15 protein-coding genes and 1 pseudogene are annotated in these 17,107 nt (G+C 71.6%); 7 read left to right on the top strand and 9 right to left on the bottom strand.

Translation table 11 applies throughout. The features are described 5' to 3' along the window. Positions 1-453 precede the first annotated feature (453 nt). Positions 454-1,377: a DMT family transporter gene (locus ACWD3O_RS28030; protein WP_451414276.1), complete on the top strand. Its 924-nt coding sequence runs from the start codon at positions 454-456 to the stop codon at positions 1,375-1,377. A gap of 83 nt (positions 1,378-1,460) precedes the next feature. Then, on the top strand, positions 1,461-2,396 hold the full coding sequence (locus tag ACWD3O_RS28025) for a LysR family transcriptional regulator (protein WP_451414277.1): 936 nt from the start codon (positions 1,461-1,463) through the stop codon (positions 2,394-2,396). Between the two features lie 1,218 nt (positions 2,397-3,614). Here ACWD3O_RS28025 and ACWD3O_RS28020 read toward each other — a convergent pair. The 3 genes from ACWD3O_RS28020 to ACWD3O_RS28010 form a co-directional block, all read right to left on the bottom strand. Next, a complete protein-coding gene (locus tag ACWD3O_RS28020; protein WP_451414278.1) occupies positions 3,615-3,842 on the bottom strand; it encodes a hypothetical protein in 228 nt (75 codons plus the stop codon). Positions 3,843-4,168: 326 nt separating this feature from the next. Continuing rightward, positions 4,169-5,062: a hypothetical protein gene (locus tag ACWD3O_RS28015; protein WP_451414279.1), complete on the bottom strand. Its 894-nt coding sequence runs from the start codon at positions 5,060-5,062 to the stop codon at positions 4,169-4,171. After that, the gene (locus ACWD3O_RS28010; RefSeq protein ID WP_451414280.1) at positions 5,059-5,397 is read right to left on the bottom strand and encodes a PadR family transcriptional regulator; all 339 of its coding nucleotides are present in this window, start codon (positions 5,395-5,397) and stop codon (positions 5,059-5,061) included. Before ACWD3O_RS28010 ends, ACWD3O_RS28015 begins: the two co-directional genes overlap by 4 nt. Positions 5,398-5,640: 243 nt before the next feature. On the opposite strand from ACWD3O_RS28010, the gene ACWD3O_RS28005 reads away from it, so the two are divergent. Beyond that, positions 5,641-5,871 carry a hypothetical protein gene (locus ACWD3O_RS28005; RefSeq protein ID WP_451417801.1) on the top strand — a complete coding sequence of 77 codons (231 nt, stop codon included), beginning with the start codon at positions 5,641-5,643 and terminating at the stop codon, positions 5,869-5,871. A 319-nt stretch (positions 5,872-6,190) separates the two neighbouring features. On the opposite strand, the pseudogene ACWD3O_RS28000 reads toward ACWD3O_RS28005, so the two are convergent. Then, positions 6,191-6,430, bottom strand: a pseudogene (locus ACWD3O_RS28000) (catalase-related domain-containing protein); the annotation flags it as partial. Between the two features lie 327 nt (positions 6,431-6,757). Between ACWD3O_RS28000 and ACWD3O_RS27995 the strand changes: the two are divergent. Together ACWD3O_RS27995 and ACWD3O_RS27990 are read left to right on the top strand one after the other, a co-directional pair. Next, positions 6,758-7,222, top strand: a complete 465-nt coding sequence (locus ACWD3O_RS27995; RefSeq protein ID WP_451417800.1) for a hypothetical protein — start codon at positions 6,758-6,760, stop codon at positions 7,220-7,222. Positions 7,223-7,552: 330 nt separating this feature from the next. Further along, on the top strand, positions 7,553-8,260 hold the full coding sequence (locus ACWD3O_RS27990) for an SDR family NAD(P)-dependent oxidoreductase (RefSeq protein WP_451417893.1): 708 nt from the start codon (positions 7,553-7,555) through the stop codon (positions 8,258-8,260). Positions 8,261-8,638: 378 nt separating this feature from the next. On the opposite strand, the gene ACWD3O_RS27985 is transcribed toward ACWD3O_RS27990, so the two are convergent. After that, positions 8,639-9,301, bottom strand: coding sequence for an HNH endonuclease family protein (locus ACWD3O_RS27985; protein ID WP_451417799.1), 663 nt, complete (start codon positions 9,299-9,301; stop codon positions 8,639-8,641). A 725-nt stretch (positions 9,302-10,026) separates the two neighbouring features. On the opposite strand from ACWD3O_RS27985, the gene ACWD3O_RS27980 reads away from it, so the two are divergent. Then, a complete protein-coding gene (locus ACWD3O_RS27980; protein WP_451417798.1) occupies positions 10,027-10,251 on the top strand; it encodes a hypothetical protein in 225 nt (74 codons plus the stop codon). Positions 10,252-10,635: 384 nt separating this feature from the next. Here ACWD3O_RS27980 and ACWD3O_RS27975 read toward each other — a convergent pair whose 3' ends face one another. From ACWD3O_RS27975 to ACWD3O_RS27960, 4 genes are all read right to left on the bottom strand, one after another. Continuing rightward, the gene (locus ACWD3O_RS27975; RefSeq protein WP_451417797.1) at positions 10,636-11,469 is read right to left on the bottom strand and encodes a universal stress protein; all 834 of its coding nucleotides are present in this window, start codon (positions 11,467-11,469) and stop codon (positions 10,636-10,638) included. Between the two features lie 77 nt (positions 11,470-11,546). Further along, positions 11,547-13,514, bottom strand: coding sequence for an APC family permease (locus ACWD3O_RS27970; protein ID WP_451417892.1), 1,968 nt, complete (start codon positions 13,512-13,514; stop codon positions 11,547-11,549). Positions 13,515-13,641: 127 nt separating this feature from the next. Continuing rightward, positions 13,642-13,767: a hypothetical protein gene (locus tag ACWD3O_RS27965; RefSeq protein WP_451417796.1), complete on the bottom strand. Its 126-nt coding sequence runs from the start codon at positions 13,765-13,767 to the stop codon at positions 13,642-13,644. 652 nt (positions 13,768-14,419) lie between these two features. Next, on the bottom strand, positions 14,420-14,866 hold the full coding sequence (locus tag ACWD3O_RS27960; RefSeq protein WP_451417795.1) for a hypothetical protein: 447 nt from the start codon (positions 14,864-14,866) through the stop codon (positions 14,420-14,422). Between the two features lie 295 nt (positions 14,867-15,161). Here ACWD3O_RS27960 and ACWD3O_RS27955 point away from each other — a divergent pair, with 295 nt between their 5' ends. After that, complete coding sequence (locus ACWD3O_RS27955) at positions 15,162-16,646, top strand: replication-relaxation family protein (RefSeq protein WP_451417794.1); 1,485 nt, start codon at positions 15,162-15,164, stop codon at positions 16,644-16,646. Positions 16,647-17,107 lie beyond the last annotated feature (461 nt).

The following is a 17,107-nucleotide window of genomic DNA, read 5'->3' as shown; positions in this document are numbered from 1 at the left end:
CCCACGCCTGCAGAGCCGCATCGGGCGCAAGACGCGCGGCCAGCTCCCGGTCCACCGCATCCACCCCTCCCCACACGCAACGGTCCTGCCCGCCCGGATGCCGCGCCACACCGGGGGCCGTCAGGCAGGCCTCCCGCCCTCTGTTGCTGCGACCGGATGCTGATCGGTAGGCGTATGGCTGAGCTGTTCCAAGAGGGCGCGCAGCTCGCCGCGACGGATCTCGGGATGGGCGGGTTCGGGGCTGGGCTGCTGCGCAGGTACCGCAGTCAGCCGCGGCGGCCGGACTTCCAATGGGGTGTCGGTGAGCCGCAGGTGGGTGGGCCATGGCATGGACGGCAGCCGGTAGACGGCGTCCTGGCACCAGCAAGCCCGGGACTTCGAACAAACATTGCTTACGGGTTGCGCCAAAAAAGCTAAATGGAATTTTTCGTTCCGGGCGGGGATGCTGGACGCATGCAGTCACGCCTCGTTTCATCCAGCTTCCTCGCCCTGACGGGCACCGTGGTTCTGTGGGCCTCGGCCTTTCCCGCCATCCGGGTGGGGGTCGACGGGCTGGGGGTGCAGGCTCTGTCGTTCTTGCGGATCGTGATCGCTGCCGCCGCCCTGCTGGTGGTGGCGCGTTTCGCGAAGGTCCGCGTACCCCAGTCCCGTGATCTGCCGATGATCGCCTTGTGCGGGGCGACCGGTATCACCGCCTACCAACTCCTGCTCAACTGGGGCGAGGTGAACGTGGCGGCCGGTACGGCGAGCCTGTTGATCGCGGTCGTCCCGGCCTTCAGCGTGCTGTTGGGGAGCCTGTTCCTCAAGGAACGGCTAAGCCGGAACATCGTCCTCGGCAGCGTCGTCGCGATCGGTGGCGCGGCGATCGTCAGCATGGCCAAGGGCGCCGGCGGGTTCTCCGTTGCCGCTCTCGTCGTCCTGGCCGCCGCCGTGGTCCAAGGGGTGTACCACGTCGCCACCAAGCCGCTGCTGGGCCACTACACCGGCCTGGAGGTCGCCACCTACGCGATGGTGGCCGGCGCGGTCTTTGCCCTGCCACTGGCACCCGCCGCCTGGCACGCAACCCTGCAGGCGCCGACCGATGCCTTGGCCTGTGTGCTCTACCTGGGCCTGCTTCCCTCCGCACTCGGCTTCGTGGTCTGGGCTCATGCCGTCGCCCGACTGCCGCTGGCCGCCTCCACCGCTGCCCTGTACCTGGTCGCGCCCGTGGCCCTCGTCATCTCCTTCCTCTGGCTGGGCGAGGTGCCCCACCTCGTCGAGCTGGCGGGCGGAGCGGTCACCGTCGCGGGAGTGATCCTGATCAACAGGCGGCACCCGGCACAGCAACGCCGCCCACAGCGGGGAGACGTCCGCGGCCGCTCAGCGGTCAGCCCGTGACCGCGCACGGCGAGACCACCCGCCGCGGTCCGCGCCGTCTCGTGGAACCCGTCCCCGGCCCCGTCCCCATCAAGGAATAGACCGTGCTCGACGTACGCCGCCTGCGCATCCTCCAACACCTCGCCGCGTACGGGACCGTCGCGGCCACAGCAGATGCCCTCAACCTGACCCCGCCAGCGGTCTCCCACCACCTCGCCGCCCTGCAGAAGGAGGCCGGCGCACCGGTGGTCGAGAAGCAAGGACGCACACTGCGCCTGACCGCCGCAGGCGAACTGCTGGTGGCCCACGCCGAAATCATCCTCGCGGAACTCGCGGCAGCCGAATCCGGCCTGGCAGCCCTGCAAAGTGGTCGGAGCGGCATCGTGCGGATCACCGCCTTCGCATCCGCCGCCCGCACCCTCATCGCACCCCTGTGGCAACAACTGGCCGACACCGACCCCACCCCGGAACTGTCACTGCGACTGTCCGTACAGGAACCCGACAAAGCCCTCGACGAACTGCACAAGCGTTCCACCGACCTCGCCCTGGTCCACAGCTACACCGTGCTACCCCGCAGCTTCCCCGCCACCTACGAGCAAGCGCTCCTCCTGGAGGAACCGGTGCTGCTCGCCCTGTCTCCCAGCCAGGCGGGCGAGATGAGCCTGCAGCCCGGCCAGCCGGTGGACCTGGCCCGCGCGGCACACCTGCCCTGGCTCACCCCGGGACCGGATACCTCCTGCTACGAAATGATCCAGCGCGCCTGCGGCTCGGCCGGCTTCGTCCCGGACATCAGAATCCGCAGCAGCGACTTCACCGTCCTGGCAGCCCTGGTCGCCGCAGGAGCGGGCATCGCCCTCATCCCTCGCATGGCGCTGCCCGACACCACCGAGTCCTTGAGCCTCCACCCCTTGCTCCACCCCGTCTCCCGGTCCGTTTTCACCGTCAGCCGTGCGGGCACCAGCAAGCGCCCCGACCTGCGGCGCGTCCTGCAACTACTCCACGACCAAGTCGCAGCCTCCGGTGGTGGACGACCCACCTAGACGGTCCGTCCCACGAGCAAGATCAGACCAAGGACGCCGGACCACCACCTCCGCACCCGGCCTATGGTCGTCGGCCGCCAACGCGCGGTATGTTCCGGGCGGCCGCCGAGGCAGCGATTGCAGGCCGACACCCGCACCGGGTCAGGGAGCGCTCGACCGGCGCTGCCGGAGCCGGGCAGCCGCGGCCTGTACGACCCACACCTCCGGCTGGCCATGGCGCAGCCGCCACTCTGGTGGCACTCCTTGGCCTTCCCGGATGCCAGTCCGCTCACTGCACGGCGCACTGCGGAGATGTGAGCGGAGCACCGATCGTCGTGTACCGGCCCTCCGGTTTGGGCGGCTGGAAGGTCACCGTGCGCAACCGCAGCGGGACGGGATCCTCGGTCCCGCCTGAAGCGACCACGACCTGGTGTGTTCCCTCGAGGGCGCCGTCCTCTCCGAACGCGAAGCAATCTCGGATGACCCCCACTGGGCGGAGCGGCGCGGCGCCCCACCGGAGGGGAGGCGGGGGGCCGGGCGCAGGTGCACCTGGCCCCACCGTGGGTCAGCCGACCAGCTTGTGCAGCGCGGGCACGCTGACCCAAAAGGCCCCCAGGCCGGATCCTCCGGCGCGTCGCACTATTCTGCTGCCTGCTGCCTGCTGCCTGCTGCCTGCTGCCTGCTGCCTGCTGCCTGCTGCCTGCTGCCTGCTGCCTGCTGCCTGCCGCCCCGAGTGCCGAGCCTCGAGCCATGCCGGCGGCCGTCACCCCTTCCAGCGAGGCCGCCGCTGGCCGGACCGTGGCGCCGTCCTGCGGCTTTGTCGGGCCCCGCGCTGCCGCGCGGATCCGCCCGCGCCGCGCTTCCTCACCGACCCCCGACGCCCACCCTGGCGCTTCGCGGCCTCGTCATCGTTTGTCCCGTCCGCTGCCGACCTGGCCTGGGTTCGCACCGTCGGCGGCGTGCTGTGCCGGGTCGTGCCGCTGGACCACGTGCCGCCCCGTACCGTCGCCATGCGTCGGAAGCGCCTGCAATCGCTGCCAGACCCGTGCGGTCGGTGCCCGGTCCTGGTCCCGGACGCCGAGTGCCACTGCTCGCGCCAAGCTGTCGGGTGCCGGCCTCCCGGCCCGTCCGCCGTTGCAGCGCCCGGCTGGCCGCGCCGACCTCGTAACCGCTGGCACCTCCTCGTACCGCTGGACTGCTTCTCGGGTTTGAAACCGCGGGAATGTCCACACGTGCGGCTCAACGCCTGCCGGTCGCCGCCGAACCGGCGCCGTCTTCACGGCCCGCGTTCGGTTGTCCGGCGCGAAGACGACGCTGGAAGTGCGCGACACCCTCAGCTTGGTCACCAATGGCATGCACGCCCACCTCACCGGCCCCGGCGTCGCCCTGGAGGTCACCCTCGGCAGACGGCAGGAACGACCGATCGACGAGGCACACGCCGCCGACCTGAGCGGGCTCTTCCGCCACGCCGCCGGCACCATGAGCACCCGCAGCACTCCGGAAGGAGGCTGGTGCTTTCACTGCGACGGGACCGCTCGGGCCTGCGCCGGCAACGCTGGCGACCTGCCGACGTGCAGGATGGATCGCGAGCACGGCGTCTGGCCTCGCCGAAGCGGGGGCAGACGCCGTCTCGGCACCTGCGGGCGAATCTTGGCCGGTCAGCGGCGGAGCGGTCCCTCGCCGGTCTGCGGCGCGGGTTGGCGGCAGCCGTGGGCGGCGGCCGCCGACACCAAGTGCTCGGGCCGCCGGCCTTGAGCGCTCGGGCCGCCTCAGGCAGGGTTACCGCCCGCCGGTCAGGCCGGATTGACCGCGTCGGGGCCGCTGCGGCGGCGCAGGCGCAGGGCGATGGCTGCCATCGTGAGGGCGCCGAGAGCCGCGAGGGTGTCCGTGCTCTGCGTCCACCCGGAGAAGTGGAGGACGGTGACGAGCGGTGCGGCGGCGAGTGTGAGATGCGCCGTGGTGCGGATACGGCTGAACGCCTGCCGGCCGGCCAGGAACAGGGCTGCGGCCAACGGCACTCCGAACCTCCACGGGAGGGACAGGCCTGTTCCGAGCGGGTCGGTGACGGTCAGGACGCCTACCAGGAGAACCGCCCACACCGCCATGGCCAGCACGCCTGCCCTGCTCCGCGCTCGGGGGGCCGGACGCAGGTCGGGCGGACACAGGAGCGGAAGTGCGGCGGCCAGGACGGGCGTGATCAGGAACGCCGCGAATTCCCACCGCAGATCCGACGCCGTGGGCCAGGCCGGGTACAGGAACGCCACGGAGCTTCCCAGCGCGCCGGCGACCGAGTACAGCGCGCCCGCCAGGTACGGCCCGGCCATAGCGATCACGGCGCCGATCAGGGTTATCAGGTAGCAGCCGTTCAGGATCGTCACGATCGGCATGCCGCTGCCACCGGCCCCCATGACGTACCAGTTGCTGGTGCTCTCATGGAGGTTGAACGCGGCGTAAGCGGCGGTCACGGCCAGAGCGAAGGGAGCGGCCACGGCGAGGAGCCGTCCCCCGGGTCGGGACGAGGTGAGGCCCAGCCGCATCCGGAGGGCGTGCGCGACGACGTCGGCGGCCTCGCGGAAGCGGGCCCGGTGTCCCGCTCCGGCGGTTGCTTCGCGGTAGGCCTCGGCCATCTCGTCCCCGAAGGCGCGGCGGAACCTCTGGGGGTACAGGTGCAGCAGAACGGGATTCATGCGGTGGCCGCCTTGCCGAAGCTGCCCAGGCGCCGGGTGGCCTCGTGTGCGGTGGCCGCCATCCGCTCGGCCTCGGCGGCCAGGGCGGTGCGCCCGGGAGAGGTCAGCGTGTACGTGCGTCGGAGCCGGCTGTCCACGATCTCTTCCTGGTGCACCTCGATCCATCCCTGCTGCAGCAGGCGCTCCAGCGCCCCGTACAGCGTCCCGGTCCGCAGCTTCACCCGACCGTCCGAGATCGTCTCCACCTCGCGTGCGATCGCGTATCCGTGGCGTGGCTCGTCGGCGAGGGCGGTGAGGACGAGCAAGGTCGGCTCCTGCAGAGCTCGTTGAGTCATGACGATTAACATACTAAGTTCACCGTCATATGTCGATTGCTGACCAGTGGTCGAGGTAAGGGCGTCCGTCCGTGTTCACCCGCGGTCAGCCGCTCAACGGTGACGCCCGGCGCAAGCAGCCTTTTCCGTCAACGAAGCCTGGGGCCAGGCAGTCAGGCGTGGCTGGACGACGTTGGACCCAGCCGGACCGACGGAAGGGCCCAATGCCTTGCCACGTCGTGGCCCAGGGGGGGGAACACGACCATGCGCGTCACCCGCCGCGTCGAGGACTCCACCACCGCAGTCCTGGCCGAACTCGACCTGCGCGCCGAGGTCCGCACCCTCGCCGCCGCTCACACCGCTGCCCACGGCGGCCCTGTCACCGTGCCCGCCGTGCAGCCCGGGCCTGTCCGGCCGACGCGTCCTCGTGCAGGGATTCCCCGACGGCATCCCGGCCACCGCGCCTGCGGCAGCCCTACGCCGCAGGCGCGGTAGCCGGCTCAGCCGGTGTCAACGCGGAGGTGCACCGTGTCCGATCACCGACAGCGCTCGCCAGCTCCGGAGAGCGAACCGGCTCGCGGCCCTCTGCCCTGGGCGACCGGCGGGCGCACCCGGGCTGGCAGCGAAGGGCTGTTCGAGGGCGGCACCGTCGTCCGGGGCAAGATCCCTTCCCGTCCTGGGCCCGTTGGACCGGGCGCGACCGTCAAGGGTCTGCAGTCCCGAAGAGGCTCGGTCAGCCTGACCATCGCCCTGTGACCGACAGCCAGGGGCCGCACGTACTGCGATGCGCGCGGCGCCTGCGGGCCGGGCGGGTTCAGCCGGTCTGGACGCCGACTCCTTCCGCGATTCTGTCGCCGGTCCTGGGGTCGATGTTGCGCCAGTACTGGACGGCGCGTTCGAGGACGGGGCGGCTGACTCCGTTGAGGAGGTGTCGGGTGACGTTGCCGACCAGGCGGTCGCGGGCCTCGTCGTCGAGGACCTTGCGGATCAGGGTGCCGGGCTGGGTGTAGTCGTCGTCGGCGGAGTGGAGGGTGTAGGCGGCGCGGACCATGTCGGCGCTCTCCACGGTCCAGCCGGCGGGGTGGTTGAAGCCGCGAGGCGGAGGAGACCGCGGCGCGGGAGGCGGCCGAAGCGCAGGCGAAGAAGAACCGCGGCCTGTTCGGCCGCCGCCGGTAGCCGGCACGCGGCCCGGCGGCCGGGAGACCACCTGGAGCCGGGCCGCGGCAGGTTCCGCCGGCGCCACCTGACCGCACCAGCCTGCTGTGCGGCCGGCAGCCGCCAGGCCGCACAGCGGAACCGGTCCCGAAGTCACCGGGCCACCGGGCGGGACGGGCAGGCCCATCCCAGGGCGCCAGCCCCCGCAGGCCCTACACAGGGCCGTATGAGACGCAGCCGAGAAGAGACCGCACCCCGCGATCTGCCGGGCGACCTGTGGCACGCCCTGGCCCAGCTCCACCACACCCACCCCGACCCCGTGGGCCGCGTCGGGCCGCTCGCCCGCCCGGCCGGGCTGCTGTCCTTCGCCGCGGCCGCCGACACCGTCCTCGCGGCCCGGGTGCAGCTGTCCGGCGCGGAGACGATGCACGAGGTGAACGACACGCTCCGGGCGATCACCGGGAACATGCGCGCCCACTTCACCGGGCCCGGCACCGCGCTGGAGGTCACGCTCGGCAGACGGCAGGAACTCCCGATCCACGAGGCCCACACCGCCGGCCTCACCCGGCTCTTCCGGCACGCCGCCGGCACCATCGCCGCCCGCAGCACGCCGGGCGGCGGCCGGTGCTTCCACTGCGACGGGACCGGACTCGCCCGGCCCTTGTGGGAGCCGACTGCCGGGCACGCGTGAGCGGCACGCACGAAGAACGCTCGCGCCCCGGGCCGCCCTTCCGGACAGTCTGGGACGCGGGCGGGCGCAACGACCGCGGAGGCTTACGCCGGAACGGGCGCCGCCTCCGGGCGCAGCGCTGCGGGCGGGGAGCGCCGGCCCGTTGCCACCGGGGCACAGGATGCATTTGAAGTCCCGCCCACCTGCGTAAACGCTGTGTGCCGGGCACTGGGGGCGGGGGTCGGCGCGGAGGTGGTCCGAGTAGGGTGCTGTTTGATCGATCATTTGGTGGCGTAGCTTGGAGGGCCGGACGTGGCAGAACAGGGAGAGCCTCAGCGGCAGCGGGTGACTGTGGTCACCGGTGGCAGCCGGGGCATCGGAGCGGCGATCTGTCTGCGCCTGGCGGCCGAGGGGCATGACGTCGTCATCGGCTACCGATCGGATGCCGAGGCGGCCGAGGGAGTGGCCGAAGGGGTCCGCGCGCTGGGCCGGGCGGCCATCGCGGTCGCGGTCGACACCTCCGACGCGACGGACGTGGACCGTCTCTTCGACACTGCTGTCGCGCAGCTGGGCCGCGTTACCGGGCTGGTGAACAACGCCGGGGTGAGCGGACCGGTCGGTCCGCTGGCCGGTGCAGACCCGGAGGGGATGCGGCAGGCCCTGGAGGTCAACGTCCTGGGATATCTGCTGTGTGCCCGTCGGGCCATCGGCGACATGACGGCAGGCGGGGCGATCGTGAACATCTCGTCCGCCGCAGCGACCCTCGGCAGCCCCGGTACCTACGTCCACTACGCGGCGGCGAAGGCCGCCGTGGACGCGATGACGGTCGGACTGTCCAAAGAGGTGGCGGCAGACGGCATCCGTGTCAACTGCGTCGCCCCGGGCACCATCTGGACCGATTTCCATGCCGACCCGCAGCGGCCTGCCAAGATCGCGCCACTCGTCCCCATGGGCCGGGCCGGCCAACCCGAGGAGATCGCCGGAGCGGTCGCCTGGCTGCTCTCGGACGACGCCTCCTATGCCACCGGCACGGTGATGAGGGTTGCCGGCGGAATGTAAAGCAAGATCGGTCGCATCGTCCCGGAGACCGATCACGCGATACCTGCCAGCCGGGGAAGTTGCTGCTCGTCGTTCCGCCGGAGTCTGGCGGAACGACGAGCGGTCCCTCTGTGGTTTCACTCTGCGGCTCGCCTGGCAGTGCAGCGCCGACGCCTTCGACGGCCACCGCACCCCTGTACCACCGGCCTCGCCGCACGACGGAGCAGTCCGAAAGCGAGCGCGCCAGCCGGCCGTGGCCGGAGAAGCGGCGCCGCCTGGAAGGCCCCAGGTATGGGTGTGCCGGACCTGCCGCCGCGAGGTATGGCCGAGACTGCGGTGCATGGACCATCGACCGGGTGCTGGAACTTGCTGTCCGGTCGGTGTCCCGCGCAGTCGGTGTTATGCCGGTTCGTAGGTGACGCTGGTGGTGGTGCAGCCGGCCGCGAGCTCCTGGAGCTTGTCCTGTTCGGGCTGGTCGACGGTGAGGTTCCAGCGGAGCTTGGTGGCGGTCCACTCGGCGACGTACCGGCACACCGCTCCGGTGGCCGGGGGCAGCCACTGGGACGGGTCCTGGTCCGCCTTGGAGCGGTTCGTGCGGGCGGTGACGGCGACGAGGCTGGAGCTTTGGCCGAGGTCGTTGGCGTAGGCCTCCCGGCGTGCCGCGGTCCAGGTGGAGGCGCCGGAGTCCCAGGCCGCGGCGAGCGGCACCATGTGGTCGATGTCCAGTCCTGACGCGGTGTCGGCGACGGTCTGGTCGTAGTAGGAGAGCCAGCTGCCGCCGGTGAGCGCGCACCGGGCGCCGACGGTGGGCGCGGTGACGGCCTCGGCCAGGAGGACCTCGTTGCGGGTGTTGCAGCCGTCGGCGGGGTCGGCGCCTGCGTTCCAGTGCTTGAAGGCGGTGCGGGTGTAGCCGTCCCGGGACTCGGCGGTGACCGGCAGCCGGTTCACCGCCTCCTGAACTGGCAGCACGACGGGTTCGGCCGCGTGCGCGGGGACGGCCGGCAGGACGGGGGCGAGCGCGAGGGAGAACGCGGCCACGCCGCGCGCGAAAAACTTGATCACGCAAGTCGGGATAGCGCACTGTCCTAATCCGCCCAGCCGGAAGCCGACCACTGTCCCCCCATTGAGTGAACAGCTTCACCCTCTAGCCCGATCAGCGGCCACAGGCAGGCACCCTCCTCCTGGAGCAGGCGACCGACCTCACGATGCGCGCCCCCGAAGCCGGGGTGCCCTCGGTGCTCCTCGAGGTCGACCGCGTCACCGAACCCGTCGCCGACCTCGTGGCCAAGCTGCCCCGCTGTAACGACTGGTTCCAGCTTCCGGCGCCGAGGAGCAGCAGGAGCGTGGCATGGATGACGGGAGAAGCCGCGGTGCACGCCTCCTGGCTGTGGCCGCTTCTTTACTCGATCAACGGCGCGAGGGCTACGTCCCGGTCGCGTTCGTGTTCACCGGCAGGACGGCCGGGCAGAGCGCCAGCCGGATCCGGCGCCTGGAGCACGCCCTCGCCCGTACTTCGCCGGCATCCCCTACCGGGGCCGCGCGGAGAGAAGCACGGCCGTCGAATACCACCAGGCGGTGCCCGTGGTCGTCACCGAGCTGGAGCGGATCACGGCCAATTCTGACGGAGCCGCAGGGACGGTGTGGCGCAGGGTCGGGCGCGACGAGTGGCAGACGCTCACCGAGGCCCTGGACAACCCCGACGGTGACCGGCTGTACGTGGTGCAGGCGGAGCAGGCCGACAGGCGGCGGAAGGAGCGCGAAGCCGCAGCCCTCGAGGCGCAGCGCCCGTGTGCAGGCGCTGCGGCGCGAAGTTCACCGACAAGCGGTGGAACTCGATCCGGCAGTACCCGGCGGCGCAGCACCGCGAGCTCCACGGACCGTGCCTGAGCGAGCCCTGGGAACGGGTGCGGGCGGAGAAGGACGCGCGGCGCCAGGCGGAGGAAGCCGCGGCCCGGGAGGCGGCCGAAGCGCAGACGAAGAAGAACCGCGGCCTGGTCGGCCGCGGCCAGTAGCCGGCAGGCGGCCCCGGCGGACGGGGACGACCCGAAGCCGGATCGTCAGCTGGTTCTGCCGACGGGCCTGAGGGCACAGCCCGCTGTTCGGTCGGCGGCCTGCAGGTCGTACGGCGGGGGTCAACCCGGAACGCGAAAGGGTACGACACGCAGCCAACAGAACGCGGGTCACTCAGCTGGCTGCTCCGCGACCCTGTCCAGGGCCATGGAGCCGTACAGATGCTGCTGCGCCTCGGAAGGCGGTCCGGCGGGGGCGGTGATGTGACGCTGCCCGGCCGACGACGTTCAGGACTTCGCGACGTGGGGGCGCGGCTTCGGGAGACCTCCTGTGTTCCCAGGTCCTTTGCTTGAGCGGCCGATACTGGGGGTCGGCGTCGATGCCTGTCAGGTGTGGGGGACGAGGGCGACGGGGGCGGGGGAGCGGAGCAGCGCGAAGTGGTGGACGGGGCCGAGGCCCAGGTGGAGGGCGCCGTGACGGTGCCGGGTGCCGAGGACGAGGAGATCTGCGTGTCGTGCGGCTCGGGCCAGCACTTGGTCCGCGTGACCCTCCTGGGTCATGGCGCGGACGACGACGCCGTGCTCGGCTGCGGCGCGGCCGAGACCCGCGTTGAGGAGGGCGTCGGTTGCTGGCTCGTCGTTGTGGCGGGAGTTGCCGTGTCGCGGCAGGGCGTGTACGGCGACGAGTTCGCAGCCACGGGCCCGGGCTTCCTGGAGGGCGAAGGCGACGTGGGCGGATGCGGGGCGGGCATCGGCGTCCACGCCGAGCACGACGGGCCCGGCTTCCTGCCGGCCGCCGGAACTGGCGGCGCCCACGACCACGAAGGGGCACCAGACGTGGTGGGCGACGCCCGCGGCGGTGGATCCGCTCGTCAGGCGGTGAACGAGGCTGCCGTGCTCGCGGTGTCCGACGACGAGCGCGAAGGATGCTCCGCCGGCCTCGACGAGCACCTCCACCGGGTCACCGGCCAGCACGTCGGTGCGCACCTCCGTGTCCTGCTGCCGGACCCGTGCCCGCGCTTGCGCGGAGCGGACGATCTCGCGTTCCGCAGCCGTCTCCGAGCTGCTGGGCTCGTCGCCCTCACCCGGGACGGCGCTTTCGAACCGCTCCCACAAAGACGCGTGGACGATCCGCAGCGGCAGGCGGTGCAAGCTGGCTTCATCGACGGCCCAGTCGAGCGCTCGCAAGCTCGCGGTGGAGCCGTTCACTCCCACGGTCACCGGTTTCCTCACAGCTCACGCCTCCTCCTCTCCAGTGAAACGAGGCCGCGCGGAGGGTGCAAGCGGTGCCGATCCGGTCAGTGCGGTGGCTCGCCGCGGCGGACGGAGCCCGGGGCGCGCCGGCCGTGGTGGTCGGCCCGTGTGGAGGAGACGAGCTGCCAGGGGACGCTGATGACCATGACGCCCGGGGTGAAGAGGAGCCGGGTCTTGAGGCGGAGGGCGGACTGGTTGTGCAGCAGGTTCTCCCACCAGCGGCCGACGACGTACTCGGGGATGTAGACGCCGACCACGTCCCGCGAGCTCTCGCGGTCCAGGGAACGTACGTGGTCGATGACGGGCCGGGTGACCTCGCGGTAGGGGGAGTCCAGGACGGTGAGGGGCACCTCGATGCCGAGGCGTTGCCACTGCTGTTCCAGTTCCCGTGCCTCCTGCCGGTCGACGGCGACGGTCAGCGCTTCCAGCCGGTCGGGCTTGAAGGCCCGGGCATAGGCCAGGGCGCGCAAGGTCGGCCTGTGGACGTTGGAGACGAGGACCACGGCGAGAACCCGCGAGGGCGAGGTGAGGTCGACGCGCGGGTCATCGCTCGTCAGCTCGGCCGCGGTGCGGTCGTAGTACCCCCGGATGCCGCGCATGAGCAGCCACAGGACCATGGCAGCGAGCACGGCCAGCCAGGCGCCGTCGAGGAACTTCGTCAGGAGGACCACCAGCAGGACCAGACCGGTGATCACCGCGCCGACCGAGTTGACGAGCCGCGCCGCGTGGAGGCGGCGCCTGGCCGCGCGGCCCTCGGAGGTGCGCAGGACGCGGTTCCAGTGCCGGACCATGCCGGTCTGCGAGAGCGTGAAGGACGTGAAGACGCCCAGGATGTAGAGGTGGATCAGCGCCGTGACGCTGGCCTCGAAGCCCCACAGCAGCAGGCCGGCGGTGACGGCCAGCGCGATGATGCCGTTGGAAAAGGCCAGCCGGTCGCCGCGATTGTGCAGCTGGCGCGGCAGGTAGCGGCGCTGTGCGAGGACCGACGCGAGGAGGGGGAAGCCGTTGAACGCTGTGTTCGCCGCGAGGATCAGCACGAGCGCGGTGGCGGCCTGGACGACGTAGAAGCCGGCGCTCTGCCCCCCGAAGACCGCTGCGGCGAGCTGGGCGATGACCGTGCGCTGCTGGTGGGCGGCGCAGCTCCCGTCCAGCCCGGTGAGCCGGCAGGCGTCGGCGGCGATGTGGACGCGGGCGAGCAGGGCGAGCGCCGTGACACCGGCGAACATCGTGATCGCGAGGAGGCCCATCGCGGCCATGGTCACCGCCGCATTGTGCGGCTTCGGCCGGCGGAAGGCGGGGACGCCGTTGGAGATCGCCTCCACACCGGTCAGCGCGGTGCAGCCGTTGGCGAACGCGCGCAGGACGAGAACGACCAGAGCCAGCCCGGCCAGCTGGGCGTCGCCCGCCTGCGGCCGGACACCGTACGAGGCGCTCTCGGCGACCGGCGCGTCACCCACCAGCCAGCGGAACACACCGGTCGCCACCATGACCAGCACACTGCCGACGAACAGGTACGTCGGCGCGGCGAAGGCCCGGCCCGACTCGCGCACCCCCCGCAGGTTCACCACGGCGAGCAGCGCCACCAGGCCCAGTGCCATCGGAACACGCTGCGGATGCAACTGCGGGACGGCTGAGATGATGTTGTCCACCCCGGACGCCACCGACACCGCCACCGTCATCACGTAGTCGACCAGCAGAGCCGCCCCGACCACCAGCCCGGCACGCGGCCCGAGATTCTCCGACACCACCTCGAACGAGCCCCCGCCGCTCGGATACGCTCGCACCACCTGCTGGTAGGACAGCACCACCACCGTCATCAGCACCACGACCGCCAGCGCGATCCACGGCGTGAAGTGCAGATACGCCAGCCCGCCGAGCGTGAGCACCAGCAGGATCTCCTGCGTCGCGTACGCCACCGACGACAACGGGTCCGAAGCGAAGATCGGCAGCGCCAGACGCTTGGGCAGCAGTTCCGCCCCCAGCTCGCTGCTGCGAAGAGCACGCCCCACCATGAGGCGCTTGACGAGGCCCGGAATCCTGATCACCTGAGCGACGGTAGGGCCCGCACGCGCCGTTACCGCGGACCACCACCGTGCCGGGCGGCGGAGGGCGTGTCCGGTCATGCGGCCGGGGCAGTCCCTACTGCGGCGCGGGCGGCATGTGGGCGGCTTTCTGGTCCAGGCGGCGGAGGGCGAGGAGGGTGGCGTCATCGTCGAGGTGGCCTGCGGAGTGGTCGGTGAGTGCGTCCACGAGTCGGTGCAGCAAGGGTGTGCGGTGCGAGCGTGGTGTCACCAGGGGCTGAGGCCGTCAGCTGTTCCGCCCAGGTGGTGAGAGGGAAGTCCCGGGTGCGGCACTCAGGCGCCTGGCTGTGGTGACGAGGCCGGTCATCGTCCAGCGAGTGAAGCCCGCCCAGCCGATGTCGCGCGTCGCCACCGGAGGCAGGACACCGCGTGCGCTCCACGCGGTGGACTTCACCGAGTGGGCTCCACCCCGAAGTGGAGCCCAATCCACTGCGCCGGACGACGATGGACTCCACCGTGGGGCGCACCGCGATGATGCGCCACCCACGCCCGGCACCGCACCACTGCGACGATGCCCGGCACTTCGCGCGCCGGTGCGCCGCACCTGATGCTCCCCACCGCACCGGTTCGCCCGCCGTCAGCGACCCCTTGTCCGGCTCTGCTACACCCCCTCGTCCAGCTCTGCTACCGCGCCATTTCCCCTTGACATCGCCACTTCCGGCTCGCGGTCAGACCGCGGTCAAGGGGTGCGTGATAACGGATCCCGCCCGGCCGTGGCCCGCACCCGGTGCGGCGGTGTGGTGGAGCGGTGGAACAAGTTGAGGTGGTGCGGTGCGGTGTGGTGTGGTGTGCCGGGATGCGCACCACACCGCACCACCACCGTCCTGGAGGTGTGGCTACGTGGTGCGGTGGTGTTCCTCCAGTGCCTGGTCCATCGCCTGCTCCACCCCCGCGGCCTCCAGCCGGCGCAGGACTTCGGCGACGTCGGCGTCGTCCTCGGTGAGGATGTTCCTGGCGAAGCGGGTGATGGTTTCGGCGATGCCCGTCAGGCTGTCCATGCACACGCCGTGGAACAGGAGTTCCAGCAGCAGGCGTCCGAGCTCCGCGGCCAGGAAGGAGTGCGCGGACGGCTCCCCGTCGTGGTCGTCGACGGCGGTGATGGGGATGAAGACGTGCGCGGCGACGTCCAGGAGCAGCCGGTGCAGCTCCGGGCCTATGACGTCGGTGACCGCGCAGGCGGTGTCGATGTCGTCGGCCTGCAACGCCCGCAGGTAGGTGAAGGCGGCGATGACGTCCTCCGGCTCCATCGGCGGGAGCGGCGCGGAGACGGTGTTCTCGGGCATGACAACTCCTCATGATCGGGCCGCCCCGCTGATCGTGGCGGCCTTCAGGACACCCTCCAGCCGCGGGCCTGTGGACAGAGACCACGCTCCGGGGCACGGCGCGGGCGTGACTCCGGTCACGGACAAACTAGGACTGCAAGGGGTGGTCAAGGAGGAATCGGACGCTTGGCGGCGGTGGCTGTCAGACCGCGGTCAAGGGGTGGTTTCACACGGTGGTCCCGGCCCGTGCGCAGATCCGCGCACGGGCCGGACGACCGCCGACCCGGCCAGCCGGCCGGAGAAAGCCGAGGACACCGTGCCCGCCCACTTCACGCCCGGCCCCGCCCACGAGGACCGCGCCACCCGCGCCCGCCGGCCTTCCGGCGACATCGACCAGGCCCCGCAGGCCCCCTCCACGGCCCCCTCCATCGCCCCCTCCACGGCCACTTCGGCCGACGGCCGCGTCGGCCCAGGTCAGCCCCGGAAACCGCGGGTCCCCGGCACGTTCGACTACCCTTCCAAGACTCTGAAGGAGACTTGGAAGCCCACCCACACCAGGAAGCAGGAAGTGCTGAAGGCCCTCGGGATCTTCCAGAGGGCCACCGCCGAACACCTGTGGCGGATGCTGCGCCCCGGCGACCGGCACGACCGGTGCACGAGGGACACCCTCAACGCCCTCAAGCGCGACGGGAAGGTCCGGGTGGAGACGCGGCTGGAATCGGGACACCAGCTATGGGTGCTCACCGAGCGAGGACACAAGGAAGCCAAGCAACTGCTCCCGAAGAACGTCCGGGCCTCCGCACTCCGCAGGCTGGAGGTCGGCGACGACGGCGAGCCGGTCGCCGGTGAGGGCTTCGACGAACACGCGGCCGCCGTCACGACGACCGCCGCGGTCCTCACCGGCGCCGGCTTCGGCACACCGCTGTCCTGGCAGACCGAGATGCCCCACAAGCTCCCCTACGGCTACACCCAGTACGCCGACCTCACGATGCGCGCCCCCGAAGCCGGCGTCCCCGCGATGCTCCTCGAGGTCGACCGCCTCACCGAACCCGTCGCCGACCTCGTGGCCAAACTACGCCGCTACAACGACTGGTTCGAGCTCCTGGCCCCGAAAGCCGACAAGCGCAAGGAGAAGGCCGCCCGGCGGCAGGGTGCGGAGGTGCACGACTTCCGGCTGTGGTCGCGGATCTACCCGGCGACCGGGCGGGAGGGCTACCTGCCGGTGGCGTTCGTGTTCACCGGCCGGACGGCCGCGCAGCGCGCCAGCCGCATGCGGCGCCTGGAGCAGAGCGCCCGCCGCTACTTCGCCGGCACCCCGTACCCGTGGGCCGGGTTCACGGCCGTCGACTACCACCAGGCGGTGCCCGTGGTCGTGACCGAGCTGGAGCGGATCACGGCCGATCCGGACGGGGCGGCGGGGAAGGTGTGGCGCAGGCTCGGGCGCGATGAGTGGCAGACGCTGAGCGAGGCCCTGGACAACCTCGACGGCGAGCGGCTCTACAGGATGGAGAAAGAGCAGTCCCGCCGACGGCAGGCGGAACGCGAGGCCGCGGAGTGGGAGGCGCGGCGGCCGGTGTGCACCCGGTGCGGGACGAAGTTCACCGACGAACGCTGGCAGTTGGTCGTCCAGACCTCATGGCGAAGCACCGGAGACACCCTGTGCGGGCCGTGCTGGCAGGAGGAGGTCGACCGGGCGGAGGCTGAGCGCGCTGCGCGCCGCGAGGCGGAGGAAGCTGCGGTGCGGGAGGCGGCCGAAGCGCATGCGAAGAAGAACCGCGGTTTGTTCGGCCGCCGCCGGTAGCCGGCACATGGCCCGGCGGCCGGGGAAGACCCGGAGCCGGGCCTCGGCCGCGGCGCGTTCCGCCGGCGCACCTGTCCGCACAGCAGGACCGGTCCCGAAGTCACCGCATCACCGGGCGGGACGGACGGGCCCATCCCAGGGCGCCAGCCCACCGCAGGCTCTACACAAGTCGCATGAGACGCAACCGAAAAGAGACCGCACCCCAGGATCTGCCGGGCGGCCTGTGGCAGGCCATGGTCCGGCTCCAGCACACCCATCTCGACCCCGTGGGCCGGGTCGGACTACTTGCCCGCCCGGTCGCACTGCTGTGTCGTTTCGCGCGGCCGCCGACACCATCCTCACGGCCCGCATGCAGCTGACCGGCGCGGAGACGATGCGCGAGGTGAACGACACGCTCCGCGCGATGACCGAGGACCTGCCCACACACACTTCACCGGCCCCGGCGTCGCCCTGGAAGCTCA

This window comes from Streptomyces sp. NPDC002640 (assembly GCF_053592575.1).
This window is presented reverse-complemented; position numbering and strand designations above follow the sequence as displayed.